Annotated in this window: 21 protein-coding genes and 5 tRNA genes; 4 read left to right on the top strand and 22 right to left on the bottom strand. The window is 61.7% G+C overall.

From position 1 onward, the window contains the following. Positions 1-86: 86 nt before the first annotated feature. From ABIE35_RS17525 to ABIE35_RS17500, 6 genes are all read right to left on the bottom strand, one after another. Positions 87-743: a DUF3000 domain-containing protein gene (locus tag ABIE35_RS17525; protein ID WP_354516921.1), complete on the bottom strand. Its 657-nt coding sequence runs from the start codon at positions 741-743 to the stop codon at positions 87-89. 63 nt (positions 744-806) lie between these two features. Continuing rightward, positions 807-1868, bottom strand: coding sequence for a threonine aldolase family protein (locus ABIE35_RS17520; protein WP_354517116.1), 1062 nt, complete (start codon positions 1866-1868; stop codon positions 807-809). 70 nt (positions 1869-1938) lie between these two features. After that, entirely contained in the window at positions 1939-2679 is a 741-nt protein-coding gene (locus tag ABIE35_RS17515; protein WP_354516920.1) for an SDR family NAD(P)-dependent oxidoreductase, read from the bottom strand. Continuing rightward, a complete protein-coding gene (locus ABIE35_RS17510; RefSeq protein ID WP_354516918.1) occupies positions 2679-4046 on the bottom strand; it encodes a DUF6421 family protein in 1368 nt (455 codons plus the stop codon). Before ABIE35_RS17510 ends, ABIE35_RS17515 begins: the two co-directional genes overlap by 1 nt. Positions 4047-4247: 201 nt before the next feature. Continuing rightward, positions 4248-4688 (bottom strand): peptide-methionine (R)-S-oxide reductase MsrB, encoded by a 441-nt coding sequence (msrB, locus tag ABIE35_RS17505; RefSeq protein WP_354517114.1) that lies wholly within the window; start codon positions 4686-4688, stop codon positions 4248-4250. Positions 4689-4702: 14 nt separating this feature from the next. Further along, complete coding sequence (locus ABIE35_RS17500; RefSeq protein ID WP_354516916.1) at positions 4703-5194, bottom strand: hypothetical protein; 492 nt, start codon at positions 5192-5194, stop codon at positions 4703-4705. A gap of 121 nt (positions 5195-5315) precedes the next feature. Here ABIE35_RS17500 and ABIE35_RS17495 point away from each other — a divergent pair, with 121 nt between their 5' ends. After that, positions 5316-6635: an alpha/beta hydrolase family protein gene (locus ABIE35_RS17495; protein ID WP_354516914.1), complete on the top strand. Its 1320-nt coding sequence runs from the start codon at positions 5316-5318 to the stop codon at positions 6633-6635. Here ABIE35_RS17495 and ybaK read toward each other — a convergent pair. From ybaK to ABIE35_RS17480, 3 genes are all read right to left on the bottom strand, one after another. Further along, the gene (gene ybaK, locus ABIE35_RS17490) at positions 6632-7156 is read right to left on the bottom strand and encodes a Cys-tRNA(Pro) deacylase (protein WP_354516912.1); all 525 of its coding nucleotides are present in this window, start codon (positions 7154-7156) and stop codon (positions 6632-6634) included. The genes ABIE35_RS17495 and ybaK overlap by 4 nt on opposite strands. A gap of 35 nt (positions 7157-7191) precedes the next feature. Beyond that, positions 7192-7650, bottom strand: coding sequence for a SufE family protein (locus ABIE35_RS17485; protein ID WP_198318399.1), 459 nt, complete (start codon positions 7648-7650; stop codon positions 7192-7194). A 90-nt stretch (positions 7651-7740) separates the two neighbouring features. Continuing rightward, positions 7741-8667: a sulfurtransferase gene (locus ABIE35_RS17480; protein WP_354516910.1), complete on the bottom strand. Its 927-nt coding sequence runs from the start codon at positions 8665-8667 to the stop codon at positions 7741-7743. A gap of 209 nt (positions 8668-8876) precedes the next feature. Here ABIE35_RS17480 and zapE point away from each other — a divergent pair, with 209 nt between their 5' ends. Beyond that, on the top strand, positions 8877-9917 hold the full coding sequence (zapE, locus tag ABIE35_RS17475; RefSeq protein WP_354516908.1) for a cell division protein ZapE: 1041 nt from the start codon (positions 8877-8879) through the stop codon (positions 9915-9917). 1 nt (position 9918) lies between these two features. Here the strand turns inward: zapE and ABIE35_RS17470 are convergent, their stop codons facing one another. The 7 genes from ABIE35_RS17470 to ABIE35_RS17440 all read right to left on the bottom strand — a co-directional run bounded on the left by ABIE35_RS17470 (position 9919) and on the right by ABIE35_RS17440 (position 13654). Continuing rightward, a complete protein-coding gene (locus ABIE35_RS17470) occupies positions 9919-11136 on the bottom strand; it encodes a benzoate/H(+) symporter BenE family transporter (RefSeq protein WP_354516906.1) in 1218 nt (405 codons plus the stop codon). A gap of 120 nt (positions 11137-11256) precedes the next feature. After that, complete coding sequence (locus tag ABIE35_RS17465) at positions 11257-11490, bottom strand: antitoxin (RefSeq protein ID WP_089594572.1); 234 nt, start codon at positions 11488-11490, stop codon at positions 11257-11259. Between the two features lie 95 nt (positions 11491-11585). After that, a complete protein-coding gene (locus ABIE35_RS17460; protein ID WP_354516904.1) occupies positions 11586-13040 on the bottom strand; it encodes an amino acid permease in 1455 nt (484 codons plus the stop codon). Between the two features lie 177 nt (positions 13041-13217). Then, positions 13218-13293, bottom strand: a tRNA-Gly gene (locus tag ABIE35_RS17455). A 57-nt stretch (positions 13294-13350) separates the two neighbouring features. Next, positions 13351-13425 (bottom strand) — tRNA-Val (locus tag ABIE35_RS17450). Positions 13426-13464: 39 nt separating this feature from the next. Then, positions 13465-13535, bottom strand: a tRNA-Cys gene (locus tag ABIE35_RS17445). Between the two features lie 46 nt (positions 13536-13581). After that, positions 13582-13654 (bottom strand) — tRNA-Gly (locus tag ABIE35_RS17440). A 248-nt stretch (positions 13655-13902) separates the two neighbouring features. On the opposite strand from ABIE35_RS17440, the gene ABIE35_RS17435 reads away from it, so the two are divergent. Beyond that, positions 13903-13977: transfer RNA gene (locus ABIE35_RS17435), tRNA-Val, on the top strand. Between the two features lie 342 nt (positions 13978-14319). Continuing rightward, entirely contained in the window at positions 14320-14613 is a 294-nt protein-coding gene (locus ABIE35_RS17430; RefSeq protein WP_354516902.1) for a helix-turn-helix domain-containing protein, read from the top strand. 88 nt (positions 14614-14701) lie between these two features. Here ABIE35_RS17430 and ABIE35_RS17425 read toward each other — a convergent pair whose 3' ends face one another. The 6 genes from ABIE35_RS17425 to ABIE35_RS17400 all read right to left on the bottom strand — a co-directional run. Further along, positions 14702-14926 (bottom strand): hypothetical protein, encoded by a 225-nt coding sequence (locus ABIE35_RS17425; protein ID WP_354516900.1) that lies wholly within the window; start codon positions 14924-14926, stop codon positions 14702-14704. Between the two features lie 2 nt (positions 14927-14928). Further along, positions 14929-15207, bottom strand: coding sequence for a hypothetical protein (locus ABIE35_RS17420; RefSeq protein ID WP_354516898.1), 279 nt, complete (start codon positions 15205-15207; stop codon positions 14929-14931). Further along, the gene (locus ABIE35_RS17415) at positions 15204-15452 is read right to left on the bottom strand and encodes a colicin immunity domain-containing protein (RefSeq protein WP_354516896.1); all 249 of its coding nucleotides are present in this window, start codon (positions 15450-15452) and stop codon (positions 15204-15206) included. Before ABIE35_RS17415 ends, ABIE35_RS17420 begins: the two co-directional genes overlap by 4 nt. Positions 15453-15495: 43 nt before the next feature. Then, positions 15496-15708 (bottom strand): hypothetical protein, encoded by a 213-nt coding sequence (locus ABIE35_RS17410; protein WP_354516894.1) that lies wholly within the window; start codon positions 15706-15708, stop codon positions 15496-15498. 716 nt (positions 15709-16424) lie between these two features. Beyond that, a complete protein-coding gene (locus ABIE35_RS17405) occupies positions 16425-16817 on the bottom strand; it encodes a hypothetical protein (protein ID WP_354516892.1) in 393 nt (130 codons plus the stop codon). 122 nt (positions 16818-16939) lie between these two features. Then, positions 16940-18283: alpha/beta hydrolase (locus ABIE35_RS17400; protein ID WP_354516890.1), on the bottom strand; the 1344-nt coding region annotated here is incomplete at its 5' end.

The raw sequence follows: 18283 nt of genomic DNA, 5'->3' as shown, positions 1-18283 counted from the left end.
CTTAAGCTTACCGATTCACGCGGGGTTCTCGCCGGGACGCAGTACTGACCGTGTATTGGCCGCCGCGGGCGACGTGTCATCAGTGGTCAATTAAGCCTCCTGTTGGGAAGTCCAGTAACGCCCGGTGGAAGGGGAGGAAGCCCGGCGAAAGTGCAGACCATGTCTGACCAGGCCTCCAAGTGCGCCTGGACGTCAGCGCTGGCAGGGGTCCATGAAGCTCGAAGTTCAATGTCTATCGTGTCCGGGCGTTCGGCCAGTGTGCCGAAGCTCTCGGAGAGGATCCTTGTTGCCGTGCCGCCCGCCGCGCGATGGGGTGCTGCGTGGTTCTCCAAGGCGTCCACCAACCACGTCCAAGCGACGGAGCCCAGCATGGAGTCGTTGCCCATCTCTGCGTCCATTTGGGCCCGGATGTAGGTGACAATCCGGAACTCACCTTCCCACACCGGCGAACCATCGGGATCGTAGAGGAGGATGAACCGGCCCGTGGCCAGTTCGTCGTCGTCCTCGCTGGCCGGCGTGTTTGCCTGGCTCGCTGCGAAGGCTTTGGCCGCCGGCCCGTGGACGGGCACGCGGCGGGTAGCCGCCGTGGGGCTAAAGACTTCCGCACCCAAAGCTACCGCGTACGGGGCCAGCCGGGCGGGTGCAGGGATCTCGTCAAGCCGCAATTCACTGCGGCATTGGGCTTTTCGTAGTGTTCCCAAAGCGACGAGAAAGTCCGAGGGAACCTGTGCGAGGGCGTTCACCCTCGCAGGTTATGCTTCCGGGGCGGCGATTCCCAGCAGGCTCGCCGCCCCGGATGCCCGGGGTTACAGGGAGGCCAGCTCCCGCTTGATACCCGCAACGAAGGCGTCGATGTCTTCCTCGGTGGTGTCGAAGGAACACATCCACCGGACCTCGCCCCTGGCGGCGTCCCAATCGTAGAAGGCGAAGCTCTTGCGCAGGCGGTCGGCAACGCCGGCCGGGAGGATGGCGAAGACGCCGTTGGACTGCGTCGCCTGGGTGGGCTCCACGCCGTCGATCGCTTCAACGGCCGTCCGCAGGCGGGCTGCCATGGCGTTGGCGTGGGCGGCGGACCGCAACCATAGGCCGCCCTCCAAAAGAGCGATGAACTGGGCTGAGATGAAGCGCATCTTCGAGGCGAGCTGCATGTTCATCTTGCGAAGGAATTTCAGGCCATCAGCCGCCTCCGGGTTCAGTGCCACTACGACTTCGCCAAAAAGAAGGCCGTTTTTGGTGCCGCCGAAGGACAGGATGTCCACGCCGGCGTCGCGGGTGAAAGCCCGGAGGGGGACATCCAGGTGCGCGGCAGCGTTCGCCAGCCTGGCGCCATCCATGTGAAGCTTCATGCCCTTGGAATGGGCGTGGTCAGCGATGGCCCGCACTTCTTCCGGGGTGTAGCAGGTACCAAGTTCAGTGGTCTGGGTGATGGAGACCGCCAAGGGCTGGGCCCGGTGCTCGTCACCCCAGCCCCATGCTTCGCGATCAATCAGTTCAGGAGTGAGTTTGCCGTCCGCGGTGGGAACCTGGAGGAGCTTGATCCCGCCCACCCGTTCGGGTGCACCGTTCTCATCCATGTTGATGTGCGCGGTGGAGGCGCAGATCACCGCTCCCCACCGGGGAAGGAGAGATTGCAGGGCAAGGACGTTGGCTCCTGTGCCGTTGAAGACCGGGAAAGTCTCGATGCCCGGGCCGAACTGCGCCTCCAGCACCTCCTGCAGCCGTGCGGTGTACACATCCTCGCCGTAGGAGACCTGGTGCCCCCCATTGGCGGTTGCCAGTGCTGCAAGGATCTCCGGGTGCACGCCGGAGTAGTTGTCGGAGGCAAATCCACGAACCGATGGGTCATGGAGTTGGCTGTTCCCAGCCATCCCGTTGGCGCTGTTGACGCGGTGGATGGCCTCTGTTGTGCTCGTCACTTGTTCATTCACGCTTTCAAGTCTATTTGGCAAGCAGGATGCGCTGGCCGTTGAGGTTTGCAGCCGGTTCTTCGAACAACCCGACGACGGCGGCCGCCAGGTCCTCGACGTCCGTGTAGCCGGGAAACCGCCTGTCCGGATGTGCGGCACGCATGGCAGAGTCCACCAGGGCCTTGACCACGAAGATGACGGCTGCGCTGTGTTGGTCTTCTGACTGATTCTGTTGGTCCGGCCGACCGTCCGCCTGCGCACGGCGGAACCCATCGGCCACTGCAAGGGTCCAGGCTTCAGCGGCGGCCTTTGCCGCGGCGTAACTGGCGGCAGCAGCAGTGGGGGCTGACGCGGTGGTTGAGGAGATCATCGCGAGGCGGCCCTGCGGGGATGCCTCGAGCTGGCTGTAGAACACGCGGGAAACGTTGCGCAGGGTAGTGATCGCGCCCCGTTCCATGGCATCCCAATCCTCATCGGATTGGTCTTCGATGCCTTTCGCACCGCGCCAACCGCCCACCAAGTGGATGACTCCGTCCACTGTTTCCACGCCGCGGCCGGAGAGCCCGTCGGCGAGGTCGCGAACAGCGTCATACGAGGCGAGGTCACACACAAGGGGGACCACTCCGTTGCCGGCTTCATTTGCCGCTGCCCGGATCCGGACGTCGTCCGAGCCCACAGTGAAAACCCGGTGACCGGCGGCCCCCAAAGCCCGCGCCGCAGCAATGCCGGACGCGCTGCTGCCGCCGGTCACAAGGATGGTCAGCGTTGGCATCAGGCCGCCGTCGCGCCGGTGATGCCTGTGGTGGATTCGATGACCGGGCGCATTTTCTTCTCCAGTGCTTCGTAGAACATGGACAGCGGGAATTCGTCGTCAAGGACCTGGTCGGTGAGCCCGCGGGGAGGGCCGTCCAGTGGCAGGGCATCCGGACCCTTGGCCCACACAGACGCCGGGTGGGCGGTCACCGTGCCGGAAATGAGCTCGTACGCGGCCAACCAGTGGGCGGCCTTCGGGCGGTCAATGGAGCGCCAGTAGAGTTCTTCGATCCGGGCACCGAGTTCAACCACCACTGCAGCGGCATCTTCCCAGTCAATGGAGAGCTTGCTGTCCGTCCAGTGAAGGACGTGGTGCTGGTGCATCCACGCGAACAACAGTTGGCCGCCAAGTCCGTCATAGTTGCGGACGCGGCTGCCGGTGATCGCGAACCGGAAGATCCGGTCAAAAATCACCGCATACTGAACGAGCTTTGCGTGCTTCCTGGCGTCAGGATCGGCGTTCTCGTCCTTTTCGATGAGGACGGACTCGCGGAAGGCGGTCAAATCGCAGCGCAACTCTTCCAGCGAGTAGAGGAAGAACGGCATGCGCTGTTTGATCATGAACGGATCAAAAGGCAGATCGCCACGCATGTGGGTGCGGTCATGGATGAGGTCCCACATGACGAACGTGCGCTGGGTGAGTTCCTGATCCTCGATCAACTGGGCCGCATCTGCGGGAAGTTCCAAAGACGTGGTCGCTGCTGCTGCTTTGAGGACGCGGCGGAAGCGTGCGGCTTCACGGTCGGCGAAGATGGCGCCCCAGGTGAAGGTGGGAGTCTCACGCACAGCAACGGTTTCGGGGAAGAGCACCGCGGAGTTGGTGTCGTACCCGGGAGTGAAATCGATGAAGCGGATGGGGACGAAGAGCTTGTTGGAGTATTCGCCTGCTTCGAGGCCGCCAATGAACTCCGGCCAGATGACCTCGATCAATACGGCTTCGACCAGCCTGTTGGTGCTGCCGTTCTGCGTGTACATGGGGAAGACCACCAGGTGTTGGAGGCCGTCAACGCGCAGTTCCTGGGGCTGGAACGCCTGCAGGGAATCCAGGAAATCCGGTACGCCAAAGCCGCCCTGTACCCACCGGCCAAAGTCCTCCACCAGCAACTCCAGGTAGCGGGCGTCGTGCGGGAACTGGGGAGCCAATGCTGTGATGGCGTCGCAGATTGTTGCTACGAGCGTTGTTGCCTCGCCGTGCACGGAGGGGTCCGCGATGGAGCCGTCCTGTTCCTGGTGTGCTTGGAGCGCTGTGGCCGCGGCCTTCAGCGATGTCCACTCGGCGTTGTCGGCGGTGACACGCGGGAGGGTGGAGGTGGCGATGGTTGTCATGGAGCTCGGCCCTTTCCGAAGTAGTGATTGCTTCTGGGCCGAGCGTAGCAAGCAAAAAGCATTGCTAATTGAAAAAAGCCTTGAGGATAAGCAACTCTTGCCCTTCGGGCATTCCTGCATAGTTCGAGATCCAGCGCCCCACACTTCTGCCGGAGAACAGCTCCGGACGGACCGAACCTTCGGCCGATCCGTCCGGACCTGTCAGCTCTCTTCCGCGTTGACCAGTCGGAGCGAAATGGAGTTAATGCAGAACCGCTGGTCCGTGGGAGTGCCGTAGCCCTCGCCCTCGAAGAGGTGCCCCAAATGCGAATCACAGGCGGCGCAACGGACCTCCACGCGCTCCATCCCCATGGAGCGGTCATGAAGATAGCGGACCGTGCCTTCAGCCAAGGGAGCCCAGAACGACGGCCAGCCGCAATGGGAATCGAACTTCTCCTTGCTGGTAAACAGCTGGCTGCCACAAGCACGGCACTGATAGACGCCCTCCGTGTGGGTGTCCCAGTACTCGCCGGTGTACGGCCGCTCAGTTCCTGCCTGCCGCAGAACGCGGTATTCCTCGGGGGTCAACTCCTCGCGCCACTGGGCATCGCTCTTCTCCACAGACGCAGAAGTTGTCTTGCTGGTGTTCTCAGGAGTGTTCATGTCTTGTGCAACGCTCACGAGTCGCCGATAAATCCCGAACCCGCGTACAGGTGGAGTACCGGAAGTCCCAATTGATCCTGGGCTTTGTTGGCCCAGTCGGTGTGGAACGTATCGGCGATGGCATGGGGGCGAGTGACCACTACGGCCTGCGCGGCATCGAGCGCGCGCACCTTGGACACCAAGCCGGCCACGGCATCGCCGTCGACGACTTCACCCGTGACGCCGCCACCCAAGCCGGCCAACGCCGCCAAAGAGGCAGACAACGTCTCGGCCGCTTCAGCACGCTCCGCCGCCGGATCCGGTGACTGCGCTGTCAGTTCGCGGAACGCCTTGGCAATATCCAGCAACGAAAGATTCTCCAGGAAGTCCACCAGGAGATGTCGCTCTGTATTGGCGGGAACCAGGACAACGAGTGGCGCGTCGCCGCCGTCCACCAGTTTGGCGATGTTAACGCGGTCGTCGGGGCCAAGGGGCTCTTCAGTCAAGATGACTATGGGATCACTCATGGCTACAGCGTAGTCCCGCATAACCTGGGTCCGCAGGCTTTTCGCACCGAATCCGGGCACGGGTGCGCCGCGCGGTCCGCACCTGCGCCAGGCAAAGCCAGGGAGCGGCAACAATGGAAGTATGGCATCGACACACCGGTCAGCGAGCGACGCTGCAGAGAACAAAATGTCCCTCCGCACCAAATGGGCCATTGGTGGCTTCCTTGCGGGAGGCACCCTCGCCGGCCTGCTGGGCGCCGGGTCCTCTGCGCTCGCCGTCTATTTTGCCCGGCGAGTCATCACCCCGGCAGCCCGCCACGAGGACCAGGAGGTCCTTGCCGTGATCCGGGACGACAAGGGGCTCCAGGTCATCCTCGCGGCTACCCCGGACGCCACCATCGACGGCGTGTTCAGCCTGTTCTTCGCCGGCGGTCAAGGACACGCGCGGATTGGCCGGATCGTGTCCTATTCCCCGGCTGAGCAGACTGTCCTCCGCGAGGTTGAAGAGGTCTATAGCGGCAATCTGGCAGAGGCCCGCCGTGGCTGGTGGAGCGGCGCTACCTACCCGGACCCGGCGTCGATCGGCCTTGCGGCCGAGGATGTGGAGATAGAGGTCGACGGCGGGCTGGCGCCGGCGTGGTTGATCCGCGCCGATGCTTCCGCTCCAGCTCCGGTCTGGGCAATCATGGTGCACGGGCGTGGTGCCACACGGCTCGAGGGCCTCCGGGCTGTGCGTACGGCGCGGAGCCTGGAGCTGGACAGCCTGCTCATCTCCTACCGCAACGACGGCCTCGCCCCTTCAGCCCTCGATGGGCGCTACGGCCTGGGATCCACTGAATGGCGGGACGTAGAGGCTGCCATTGATTACGCCTTGGAGCATGGGGCCGAGGAGATCGTGCTTTTCGGGTGGTCCATGGGCGGAGCGATCAGCCTTCAGACAGCCGATCTCTCCAGGCACCGCCACCTCATCCGGGCCTTGGTGCTGGATGCCCCCGTCATCAACTGGGTCAATGTCATGGCCCATCATGCCCAAATGAACAGGATTCCCTACACTGTGGGGCGTTACGGGCAGCTGATGCTTGGTCATCCGCTGGGGCGCAGGCTGACCGGCCTCGCGGCTCCTGTTGACCTCAAGACAATGGATTGGGAAGCCCGCGCCATTGAGCTGCGGACTCCCACGCTGTTGATCCACAGCGTCGACGACGACTACGTTCCGTTCGGACCGTCCGCCAGCCTCGCCGAGAAGAACCCGGAAATGGTGACCTTCGAGCCCTTCAACGGGGCGCGGCACACCAAGGAATGGAACGTGGACCCGGAGCGGTGGGAACGCGTGGTGCACGCATGGCTGCAGCGACAGCTGGCTCCCCGGAACAACCCGGGACAGGCTGCGGCTGCAGGGCCGGTGGATGGTGCAGGCTCAGCGGGTGCAGGAGCGGCGGGAGCGTCTGGCCTTAACGGCTAGGGTCGGCGCCTCGTGTCAGATTTGGCTGGCAAGGAGGTGCCGATGGCCGCCACGGCAGCCTGTGTCAACCGGATAAGGTCCGCCGGAGCAAGTTCGATGTCCAGTCCGCGGCGGCCACCGGAGACCAGGATGGTGTCAAAGCCCAGCGCTGATTCGTCCAGGACCGTGGGGGAGGGCTGGCGCTGTCCCACGGGCGATATGCCGCCCAGCACATAACCGGTGCGGCGCTCAGCGGCCTTGGGATCGGCCATGGCTGCTTTCTTGGCTCCCAACGCCGCAGCAACGGACTTCAGGTCCAGGTTTCCTGACACAGGGACAACGGCTACCGCCAGGCGGCCTTCAACCTCCACCATGAGTGTCTTGAAGACCCTCTCCGGCTCGATGCCCAGGACCTCCGCGGCTTCCATGCCGTAGCTGGCCGCGGCTGGATCATGCGAGTACGGGTGAAGCACAAAAGGAACGCCGGCCGCAGCAAGAGCTGCAGTTGCCGGCGTTCCCTGTGAAGCCATTTTCTTGGCCATACCGTCTGGTGGCGCCTTTCTGTGTCCTGGCGGGCTCAGTGCTCCAGCCGGCTTGCGGCTGCGACTTTGCGCTTGATGCGGCCCAGCATGGCAGTCATTCCGCGCATTCGCAGGGGAGTGATGGCCCGCGTCAGGCCCAGCAGTTCGGGCATGTCGTCCGGAACAGCAAGGATCTCCTCGGCGGTAAGTCCGTCGAGGCCCTCGTGCAGGACGCCGGCGAAGCCGCGGGTGGTCGGCGCCTCCTGGGGAGCCTTGAAGAAGAGCCGGTACTTGCGGGCACCGTCAGGATTTTTCTCTGACTCGATCGTGAGGAACAGCGGGGACTGGCATTCCACAACCTGCTCCAGCAACTCGGGGTGGTCCTTCAGGCGCTCTGGAAGCTCCGGAAGGCCCCTGGAGAACTCAAGCAGGAGCTGCAGACGGTCAGGCTCCGTCAGTGCCTGGAAGTCATCGACGATTTCCGCCAGTGCGGTGGGCAAAGTGTACGTACTCATCTCTTCCAGCTTACGCATAACCGCGGCGATTGCGCTCTGTATGCCGCAACACTACGGGGCCCTCCGGACGGTGGTGGATTCACGCAAAGACTAGTTGCGTGCGAAGGCGGCCGGTACGGAACCGCGCTCTGCACCCTTGACGATGGGAACGCGCACGGCATTGCCCCACTCTGTCCAAGAGCCGTCGTAGTTGCGCACGGTATCGAAGCCCAGCAGGTACTTGAGCGCAAACCAGGTGTGGCTTGAGCGTTCGCCGATCCGGCAGTAGGCCACGACGTCGTCGCCGGCTGCGAGCCCGGCCTCACCCAGGTAGAGGGCTTCGAGTTCTTCGCGGCTGCGGTAGGTGCCGTCTTCTGCAGCGGCCCGGGCCCACGGAATGGATGCGGCCGTGGGGATGTGGCCGCCACGGAGTGCGCCTTCTTCGGGGTAGGCAGGCATGTGGGTGCGCTGTCCCGTGTATTCCTCCGGGGAGCGGACGTCGATCAGGGGGTTTCCCAGGTGCGCCAGGACATCTTCCTTGAAAGCGCGGATGGGAGCGTCGTTGCGCTCTACTTCCGGGTACTCGCCGACGACGGGCTGTGAAGTCTCGGTGGTCAGCTCGCGGCCTTCGGCGATCCACTTGTCGCGGCCGCCATCCAGGAGGCGGACGTCTTCATGGCCGAAGAGAGTGAAAACCCAGAGGGCGTAGGCGGCCCACCAGTTGGACTTGTCGCCGTAGATGACAACCGTGCTGTCGCGGGAGATTCCCTTTGATGATGCGAGGGCGGCGAACGCGGCGCCGTCGACGTAGTCGCGGGTGACTTCATCGTTCAAATCGGTGTGCCAGTCGATCTTTACGGCTCCCGGGATGTGGCCGGTCTCGTACAGCAGGACGTCCTCATCGGACTCAACCACTACCAGTTTGCCGTCGGCAACAGCGCCGTCGGCAAGCGCGGATGCGAGCCATTCGGTGGAGACAAGGCGTTCGGGGTTCGCGTACGACGCGAACTTTTCGTTCTGTTCAACGGGGTAGGACATGGTGATGGCCTTTCACTGACAACGGACGGAAGCCTGGCCGTGGGGAGTGGTGCAGGTGCCGGCCCGGCTGCTTCCAACACTAACCACGGGGCGCCAGGAATGCTTCCCTGCGGTCACACGGTGAAACATGGGCTTGGTCACGTGTCCCGCCGGGGCCGCCGGAAGCCGGTATTCTTGCTGGGGACCTAATACCGAAGGAACGGACCACCGTGGTACAGATCGAACAACTGGCTGCCCGCACGCCGGCAGTCTCCGTGGAGGAACTCCTCAAGGGTTTCTACCCCTCTCCACGATTCGGAGAGGTATCGTTCGACAGCTACCGTCCCGACCCCTCGCAGCCGAGCCAGGCCAATGCCGTGAAGCTCCTCTCGGCCTTCGCCGACGGAGTGGGATCCGAAGACAACGGCGGCTTGTTCAAGAAGCTCTTCGCCAAGAAGGCGCCAGCCACCAGAGCAGGAATCTACCTTGACGGCGGCTTTGGCGTCGGCAAGACCCACCTCCTGGCCTCGTTGTGGCACAGGTCGCCCGGACCCAAGGCCTTCGGTACGTTCGTTGAATACACCAACCTGGTGGGTGCGCTTTCATTCCGCAAAACCGTGGAGGCGCTGAGCAGCTACAAGCTGGTCTGCATCGACGAATTTGAACTGGATGACCCCGGCGATACCGTGTTGATGTCCCGCCTGATGCGTGAACTGGCCGACGCCGGCGTCAAGCTCGCTGCCACGTCCAACACCCTGCCCGGCTCGCTGGGCGAGGGCCGCTTTGCCGCCGTCGATTTCCAACGCGAGATCCAGGTTCTCGCGGACCAGTTCGATGTTGTCAGGATCGACGGCGAGGACTTCCGGCACCGTGGATTGCCCGCTGCTCCGGCGCCGCTGAAGACCGAAGAGCTCAAGCACCGTATGAAGGCCGAATTCGCCGGCAGGACCGTGGCGGTGGATGACTTCCGCACGCTGGTCAGTCACCTGGCTGCGGTTCACCCCAGCCGTTACCGTCAACTCATCTCCGGCGTTGAAGCCGTGGTGTGGAGCGACGTCGAAACCATAACGGAGCAGGCAGTAGCCCTTCGCTTCGTAGTGCTGGCGGACAGGCTTTATGACAAGGATGTGCCCATCCTGGCCAGCGGTGTCCCCTTCGACAAACTCTTCACCGAAGAGATGATGACCGGCGGTTACACCAAGAAGTACTTCCGGGCTGTCTCCAGGCTGACCGCCCTTGCCCGTGAGGCGCAAAACCACGAACCCGCCTGATTCACGCTTTCTGAACAGGCTCGCGGCTCTGGAGCATCCAGCGCACCAGGATGCCTCCGGCCAGCGCCCAGAACGCAGCGCCAACCCCGGCAAAGCTGAGGCCTGACGCTGCCAACAGGAAAGTGATGCAAGCCGGAATGCGTTCCTCCGCTACAGCCAGCGCTGAGGAAATGGAGGCGGCCAGGGTCCCCAGGAGTGCCAGGCCAGCGACGGCTTCCAGGAGTCCTGGCGGGGCTGCGGCCACCAACGTCACCAGCGCTGCGGAAGCCGCGGCCAGGACAAGGTAGGCCAGTCCGGAAACGAACGCTGCGATCCAACGCCTGCCATGGTCCTTGCCTGCTTCCTCTCCCGCCGCCAGCGCTGCGCTGAGCGCTGCGAGGTTTATCGCGTGTCCGCCGAAGGGTGCACCGGCAAGAGTGCCCGCGCCGGTGACCAGCATCGAGGGGCGCCATGGAGTGGTGTACCCGAACGACTTCAGGACTGCGACGCCTGGAATGTTTTGCGACGCCATGGTGACGATGAACAAGGGCAATGCCAGCCCTACGGCAGCCTCCAGGGAGAAGGCCGGAGTTGTCCACTCAAGCCTTGGCACGAGGCTGTGAAGGGGTACCTGGAGTCCGTTGGAGACTATGTGGATCCCGATGACGGCGAGGGCAACCAGCAACGATGCCGGGACAGACCAACGCGGTGCGAACTTCATCAGCACAACCCAGCACAAGATCACCGGAGCAACGAGGAGCGGGGCCGAGCCCAACGACTTGAAGGGCGCCAGGCACAGGGGGAGCAGGACCCCGGCGAGCATGGCTTGCGCCAGCGCCGTAGGGATCCTGGCCATGAGGCGGCCCAACACCGGCAACAATCCCGTCAGGACGATCAGTACCCCGACCATCAGGAACGCGCCCACGGCAGCCGGCCAGCCGCCGTCGACCATTCCAGCGGAGGCGAGCAACGCTGCCCCGGGTGTTGACCACGCGAGCGTGACCGGCATCCTGGACCGCCAGGACAGCCACAGGATCCCGAGGCCGAAGGTCAGGGTGAGCGCCAGTAAACCGCTGGATGCCTGGGCTTGATTGGCCCCCACAGCTTGAAGACCCGCCAGGACCACTGCGAACGATGAAGTAAAGCCAACCAACGCTGTCACAATGCCGGCGGTGATCGGCGGGCCCAGTGTGTCCCGGCTGACATGGTTATGAGTGGTGGGCGGGGAGACAGAACGCATGAAGTCCAACGTACCCGAACGGCGGGCGGACGCCCTGTCGGTTAAACGCCAAGGGCACCGGTGGCGCCTCTCGGCGGGACCGGTGCCCCCTTGACGTATCTGGTACGGCGGCTCAGGCAGCTACGGCTGCTTCGGCTCATCCGTGACGGGAGCCTGTCCAGGCTGACCGTCGTTCTTGGCCACGAAGTCGGAAGCGGCATTCTGGACCTTGTCGACGTGGCCGGCATACTTGCCGCCCGTCTTATTGTCCACAAAATCCCCGGCCTTTTCGATGCCATTCTTGATGGCTTCTTCGTTGCCTTGAATGAGACCCTGAGCCTTGCCCTTCAGGTCGTCAATTAAACCCACGGGCACCTCCCTTCCATCGCGGAGCCAGTTCGCTCCTCCGCGTCCGACCCTAACACCACTTGACAGGGGTGCCAAGGGTTGCGGACGGGGCTGTGGACAAACTACGCCAATGGCTTACTTTCCACCGTGTGGCGCGGGCTGTCCGGGTTCATCAGTGAGTGCCTGCGACCGTACGCGAAGTAGATCACCAGGCCGATGACCAGCCACACTCCAAACCGGGCCCAGGTTTCCCAATGCAGTTGGAACATCAGGAACGCGGAGGCCAAGACGCCGAAGGCAGGGACGATCGGCATGAGCGGCAACCGGAACGTCCTCGGAGCATTTGGCTTGGTGTATCGGAAAACAATTACTGAAACGCAGACCACCACGAAGGCGGCCAGGATGCCGATGTTGGTGAGGTCGGCTACTTCCTTGATGGGGAAAACGCCGGCGAGGAAGGCCGAAGCAACGCCGGCGATCCACGTCACGCGCTGTGGCGTGCCGTGCCGGTCCGTCTTGGCGAACCAACCGGGCAGCAGGCCGTCGCGGCTCATGGAGAACCACACGCGCGTGACGCCCAACAGGAAGGTCAGCATGACGGTCAGGATGGAAAGCACCGCGAACACCGAGATGATGGTGGCAATGACGGGCAGTCCAACCCCCTGGAACGCCGACGCGAAGCCGGCCGTGGGGTTGATGTCCTTGTAGTTCTGCATGCCAGTCAGGACCAGCGTGGCAGCTACGTACAGGAGCATGGCGATGATCAAGGACAAGATGATGGCCTTGGGCATGTGCTTCTTGCCGTCCTTCGCCTCTTCGGCCGCTGTGCTCATGGCGTCGTAGCCGAAGACTGCGAAGAAGACGGTTGCGGCGCCGGCGATGACCGGACCGAAGCCGCTGGGCATGAACGGGTTGTAGTTCTCGGCGTTGACGTAGAAAATGCCGAGTCCGATGATGAACAGGATCAGGATGACCTTGATGGCCACGGCTACAAGTTCGAACCGGCCAAAGGCCTTGGTTCCACGGCTCAGGATCCACGTGACCAACAGGCAGACCAGGATCGCCGGGAGGTTGATGATGCCGCCCTTGCCCTCGTCGGCAGTGGACGTCATCCAGGTTGGCATGTGGATTCCGATGCCGGAGAGGAACGCATCGAAGTAGCCGGAGATGCCGATGGCCACCACAGCCACGATCGCGATGTATTCCAGCAGCAGATCCCAGCCGATGAACCAGCCAATGATCTCGCCGAGGGCCACGTAGCCGTAGGTGTAAGCCGAGCCGGCGCGGGGGATCATTCCAGCGAATTCGGCGTAGGACAGCGCGGCGGCGCCGGAAGCCAGGCCGGCGATCAGGAAGGAAATCAGAACTGCGGGGCCTACGCCCGGAGTTCCCTCGCTCCCGTGGGCTACAAGGCCGGCGAGGGAGAAGATCCCGACGCCGATAATTCCGCCGACGCCGATGGCCGTCAGCTGCCAGAGGCCCAGACTTTTGAATAGTCCGCTGTGCTTGTTTTCTTCCTCAATGTCGTCGATCGGCTTGCGCCTCAGGACGGACTTGGAAGCCGTCTGTTGATTCATGGGGGTACTCCTGCCAGTTGGCGTGGAACGGTGATGAGCTCGCAGTACATTATGCGAGCCTAATCACATTAGATAAAGCGACTTCTTCTGAGGGGTATCGGTTACTTCAAGTAATGAATCGATTGTTTGCTGAAGTTGGGCACAAAAAAAGCAGCTCCGGGGAGCTGCTTTTCTTTCTGGAGCGGACGACGAGATTCGAACTCGCGACATCCACCTTGGCAAGGTGGTGCTCTACCAGCTGAGCTACGTCCGCACATGTTGTCTGCCGGGCTGATGCCTGGCCGTCAACAACAAACAAGTTGCCTTGTTCTGGTGGGCGATACTGGGATCGAACCAGTGACCTCTTCCGTGTCAGGGAAGCGCGCTACCGCTGCGCCAATCGCCCATGCATCCAGCCAACTGCTGGAAGACATGGTTTTCACCGAGGTGGGTACGGGATTCGAACCCGTGTATACGGCTTTGCAGGCCGCTGCCTCGCCTCTCGGCCAACCCACCGTGTAAGCCGAATTCCGGGGAATTCCTGCTTTGACAGTGCCTTGCGAGCGGACGACGAGATTCGAACTCGCGACATCCACCTTGGCAAGGTGGTGCTCTACCAGCTGAGCTACGTCCGCAGTGTCGTTTTGACGGACAACCCTTCAGGCTTTCCGTCGCTTTCCGACGAGTAAAAACTCTATAGGAGGTTGTTGCAAACTCCAAATCGAGGGTGGGGATTTGGCTCCGCAGGTGGCTGGATCCTTGAATCTGCGCGGAATCCCCTGAGTTTCACCCATGTAATTCCACCGCTGTAGTTCGGTTGTCAATGAAGGCGCTGATCGGTTTTGCAATCAGGCCGTGGTCGGTTAGTGTTTTCTATGCACCCGGGCGATTGGCGCAGTGGTAGCGCGCTTCGTTCACACCGAAGAGGTCACTGGTTCGAACCCAGTATCGCCCACCAAGAGAAGCCCCCGGAATTCCGGGGGCTTTTGGGTTTCTGAGGCATTTTCCTCCACTCCGTGGTACCTGCTTGGGACTCGAACGAGGTCCTTGAATCCTGCTCGGCAGGATGATGGCTACCTACTGTCCCAAGTACCACGGGGACACCACACCGGTACTACGGTGGGTACCACGACGAATACGTTTGTGTCAGGAGATGACACTGGGGTCCTTTAAGGACATACAAGATGGCCCTCGGGATCCACTGAGCATCGAATCTCAGAATCGAAAGGTCCCGATAGGAAGCCGTGAAGCGCAGATAAGTCGCAGGGTGCGGGTGGCCTCTGCTGCCTAGGAATTTTTCTTGTCGACCAAAACAATTTCTCGTCCTGCACGTGCCGATGATGTTCTCCGCGCTTATTCCCTTCCCGATGTTGCTGAGCGCCTGGGCGTCAGCCTGAAGACCGTCCGCCGGATGGTGGATTCCGGTGGGCTAGAGACCTTCCACCCCTACCGTAAGGGTCGGACCGTTCGCGTAAGCGAGCAGACGCTCCGCGATCACTTTGCCGCTGGTGTACGTAGTCTGATGGCCGATGGTGTGTGGAAGAACTTATCGGGTCTGAAAAGTCAGTGGGCTGCCATTTGTGACCGTCGATGAAGCCTCCACACGGATTGGTCTCGGAAACGCTGATTGCTGGGACTCCATGAGGATGGCTGAGGTAAAGCTTCCTCAGCGCGCAACGCCATCAGCGTGCGCCCAGATGTTCAGCCAACAGCGAGTCTGGATGCGTTGCTGCATCCCAGGCGAGCGTGAATGACCAGAAGTAGAAGTTGCTCAGGAATTCGTGAATCCCACCGTTGGAGTAGAAGCCTGCATGTTCGGGGATGAGGCCGAGAGTTGCACGCACAGTCTGGGTGATGATGTAGGTCTCCCATTGGGGTGCTCGTTGCAGATTCTCCGGTGACGGCATGCTCACAGTGTGGATCCTCGGCTCTCCATGGCTGTGCGTAATCCATCCAACATCCAGATTGCTGCAGGACGGTGTTCTTCCTGCAGCATCGTGAATTGGATCAGCTCGATGTCTGCCTCTGCCGTTCGGGCCAGCTCAGACAGGCCTGTGCCGTCGTTCTCAAACAGCGAGGCTGCTGAACCCAGCATGGTTTGGACCTCGTCCAAGGAGACCAGACCGTCTTCGACGTCCTGGATCGCCTTGGAAACACGGGCCACAACCTTGGCGTTGTAGGAGTTCATTTCGCAGCCAGTTGCCTGAGTTCGCTGAACGCCAGTGCTGCTCTGTTGTGTAGCTCGTTTTCGTCGACGTCGTTGTCGCGAAGAAGCGGATCCCGGTTGTAGTCATGGACCGCGTAGAACAGCTGATCGAGAACCCTGTAGGTTTCCTGAGGCCACTTGGTGGAGTCGTTCTTGTAGAGCGGCAGGAAGAGCACTTCAAATTCATCTGCGCTGATGCGGTTCCGGGCCAGCAATTGCAGCAGCACCGCGTACGGCGCGACGTTGGGATCCCAGTCACGTTGTTGGCATTTAGAGTTGTAGCCCAGTGGACGAGCGGAGGGGCACCTGAAAGTCGGCGAAAGACAGCGTGCTTTCCCGATGCACGTCGGGTTCGTCCTCAACGGTCACAGTAGACGTGTCAGCGTCGAGCAGTATGTTGAAGGTGTTGTACTCGGAGTAGCGTCTTCCGCTCTTTAGCTGCTCTATCCCGGCGAGGAGTTGGAACCGAATGTAGTCGTTCAACTCTCCCGAAAGGAACTCTTCAAGGGGCTGTTGAGCCGTCCCTTTCAGTGGGGCGTCTGCCGTTTCCCAGCGTTGTGAGGCTGCTGCAGCCTTCCCTGGAAGTTGCAGTAGCCACCGGCCGGTACGTCCTCGTTCACCCAGTCGCCTGGTGACAAGGCCTAAATCTCATCGAGGAGTCCGGTGTGCATCGGGTGTTGCCGCCGAGCGTGGTGCCCAAGCTGCTCGTTCCAAGCTGCATGGAGAACATGCCATCGACAAAGCCAGTGGTCGTCTGGTCTCGGTTCCCCCCCCCCCGAAGGCTGGGTTTGAACAACTCTTAGCCCATTGCTTTCAAAGACTTCCTTTACCGTCTTATGTATCGCTTCAGCCTGATCTTCTGAGATCGCGCCCTGCGTACTGTCGTAATTGAACCGAGTGCCCTCGGTCCCGTCCGGGAGGGGGCACGCCATACCGGGTTTATAGGGTGTAATTTTCGTCCAATCGCCCGGGGCGAGAGCTTGAATTTGTGTGAAGATGTTGAGGTATTCCGTGCGGGCTTGTTCTGATCCCATGGTCTGCTCCGCGGTGCTGGTAGTTGGGTTGGTGCCAGGGCTGGGCTCACACCCCGCCAGAGCGAGAAGAAGAACCGCTGCGGCGGGAAGGGCACGCCTGTGCCGGCGGCGGAGTTTGGTGGTCATCGTGTCGCATTCGTGAATTGATCGTCCGCCTGGGGATTCCTAGCGAAATTTACCTTCCGGATCGGCAAAGCAGCGGGTATTCCCGCTGAGGGTGATGCCGTACTTGCTGGTACCGAGCCCCATAGAGAACTTGTCGGGCCCGAGGACCACGGTGTGTCGGACAAAGTTCGGGCCATCATCGATTTCCTGCCTGAGATTAAACCGGGTGGCCTCGAACAAGGCCTTGACCTTGTCGTGGAGAACATCCATTTCTTCCCGGCTCAGTGGACTCCGACTGGTATTGAAGGAGACCTGGGTGCCTTCCGTGCCGAGGGGACGATCACAGACCCACCCTGCTTTGTCTGGTGTGACTTTCGTCCAGTCGCCGGGGGCGAGAGCTTGAATCTTGTTGAAGAGGTCAAGGTACTCTGTTCGGGCTTCTTCCGGGTCCATTGTCTGCTCCGCGGCGCTGGTAGGTGGGTTGGTGCTTGGCGTTGTCCCGCACCCTGCAAGGGTGAGTAGAAGGATCGCCGCGGCGGGAAGCATATGCCAGTATCGGCGGCTACGTGTGGATGTCATCGTTTCGCATTCGTGAGCTGGTCATTCAAGCCGAGGGCGATCCTGGCCTGGTTGTAGCTAGACTCTGTTGACTTGTCGAAGTAACCGTAGATGCCGTCCTTGCCACCGGTTTGCCCGTCGTGGGTTTTCGTTGGCAGGTCTTTGGCACCATCCGGTCCTGTGGTGCCGTCCGTGCCAAAGGTGACAGCGCCGAATCCGGAGTCGTCAGTGCTTTTACGCTGCCAGCCGACTCCATGCCCGACCTCGGCTACGTGGTCCCAGTCGTAGCTTCCCCGGTAAACAGTTCCGCCAGGGTTCAGATGGAGATCGTTCACGGAGGTCACGTTATCAGGGGCACCAACGTCACCGACGAGAACGAGGTTATCGACAGGCAGCCCGGTTTTTGCCGCCTCCATGACCCCGAGGGAACCCATGGAGTGCCCGACAGCCGTTGTCATCGCTGCGTTGTCGAGGTTCTGATGAACTGCGTTGAACCCGACCACATCGCTGCGTAGGGCCGGCCCCACGACCTTTGCCTGGTCATTACTGAAGACGCCCATACCTTTGGCCGGCTCAACGCCAATCCAAGCAACAACGGCAAGACGGTCCCGGTCAATCCCATTCAGACGAGCGAGGTCACGTTGCTCAACTCTTTGATCATTGGCCTGTTTGGTTTTGGATGCCATGTCCTTGCCGACGGTGGTGTCCAGCCCGGGGAGCTGGTAGGTGACGTGCTTGGCGGCATCGAGGTCTCCCACGGAAATAGATGCACCGAACCCGGTCTCCGATCCTTGCCCCCGGTCGAAGGGCACGAAGCTTACGAGTTGAAAAGTCGAAGACTTGTCATCAATATCGACGCCCTTTTCTTTGCCCTCGGTGTCGTAGAGCGTTTCCCAGATCTTGTTGACCATGCCTTCCTGGGAGCCTTCATCAACTTCTCCGCCGTGCTCGTCGCGGTACTTCTTCCAGTAGTCGTGCATCTGCAGTAACTTTTTGCGGTTGGCAAGGTCTCGGGCGGTCGCGGTGACACCGTTCAGGTTTCCAATAACTTCGGGCAGTGCATCGATCAGGAGCTGCTGTTCTTCACCGACGGTGACTTTCCCGGTGGCAGGCTCGACGGTGTGGCCGAGGCCAGACCACCACGTGGCTGTGGCTACGGGGTCCAGTCCTGGTTGGGTCAGGAGTTTCCGCAGCCGGGCCGTGCCACCGCTACCGAGCCAAACCTTCAGTTGCGCTGCACTCATGGTTCCGATGTCGTTCAAGCCGACTTGGTTTGGTGCTGCGTACTGGATGAAGAGCCCGTTGAGCATGCTGTCCGCGATAGAGCCGTTGCCTGCTGTTTCGAATGCGGTGGCGACCTG

Origin of the sequence: Paenarthrobacter sp. 4246, assembly GCF_040546855.1 — a bacterium.
Classification (GTDB): Bacteria; Actinomycetota; Actinomycetes; order Actinomycetales; family Micrococcaceae; genus Arthrobacter.
The sequence above is the reverse complement of the archived record's forward strand: the minus strand, read 5'-3'. Positions and strand labels throughout refer to the sequence as shown.

What these genes read in the sequence shown, in the direction of transcription:
- ABIE35_RS17520 (WP_354517116.1), bottom strand. Translation starts at nt 1,868, where the DNA reads ATGGCTGGGAACAGCCAACTCCATGACCCATCGGTTCGTGGATTTGCC.
- ABIE35_RS17515 (WP_354516920.1), bottom strand. Translation starts at nt 2,679, where the DNA reads ATGCCAACGCTGACCATCCTTGTGACCGGCGGCAGCAGCGCGTCCGGC.
- ABIE35_RS17510 (WP_354516918.1), bottom strand. Translation starts at nt 4,046, where the DNA reads ATGACAACCATCGCCACCTCCACCCTCCCGCGTGTCACCGCCGACAAC.
- msrB (WP_354517114.1), bottom strand. Translation starts at nt 4,688, where the DNA reads ATGAACACTCCTGAGAACACCAGCAAGACAACTTCTGCGTCTGTGGAG.
- ABIE35_RS17500 (WP_354516916.1), bottom strand. Translation starts at nt 5,194, where the DNA reads ATGAGTGATCCCATAGTCATCTTGACTGAAGAGCCCCTTGGCCCCGAC.
- ABIE35_RS17495 (WP_354516914.1), top strand. Translation starts at nt 5,316, where the DNA reads ATGGCATCGACACACCGGTCAGCGAGCGACGCTGCAGAGAACAAAATG.
- ybaK (WP_354516912.1), bottom strand. Translation starts at nt 7,156, where the DNA reads ATGGCCAAGAAAATGGCTTCACAGGGAACGCCGGCAACTGCAGCTCTT.
- ABIE35_RS17485 (WP_198318399.1), bottom strand. Translation starts at nt 7,650, where the DNA reads ATGAGTACGTACACTTTGCCCACCGCACTGGCGGAAATCGTCGATGAC.
- ABIE35_RS17480 (WP_354516910.1), bottom strand. Translation starts at nt 8,667, where the DNA reads ATGTCCTACCCCGTTGAACAGAACGAAAAGTTCGCGTCGTACGCGAAC.
- ABIE35_RS17470 (WP_354516906.1), bottom strand. Translation starts at nt 11,136, where the DNA reads ATGCGTTCTGTCTCCCCGCCCACCACTCATAACCATGTCAGCCGGGAC.
- ABIE35_RS17460 (WP_354516904.1), bottom strand. Translation starts at nt 13,040, where the DNA reads ATGAATCAACAGACGGCTTCCAAGTCCGTCCTGAGGCGCAAGCCGATC.
- ABIE35_RS17425 (WP_354516900.1), bottom strand. Translation starts at nt 14,926, where the DNA reads ATGCCGTCACCGGAGAATCTGCAACGAGCACCCCAATGGGAGACCTAC.
- ABIE35_RS17420 (WP_354516898.1), bottom strand. Translation starts at nt 15,207, where the DNA reads ATGAACTCCTACAACGCCAAGGTTGTGGCCCGTGTTTCCAAGGCGATC.
- ABIE35_RS17405 (WP_354516892.1), bottom strand. Translation starts at nt 16,817, where the DNA reads ATGGACCCGGAAGAAGCCCGAACAGAGTACCTTGACCTCTTCAACAAG.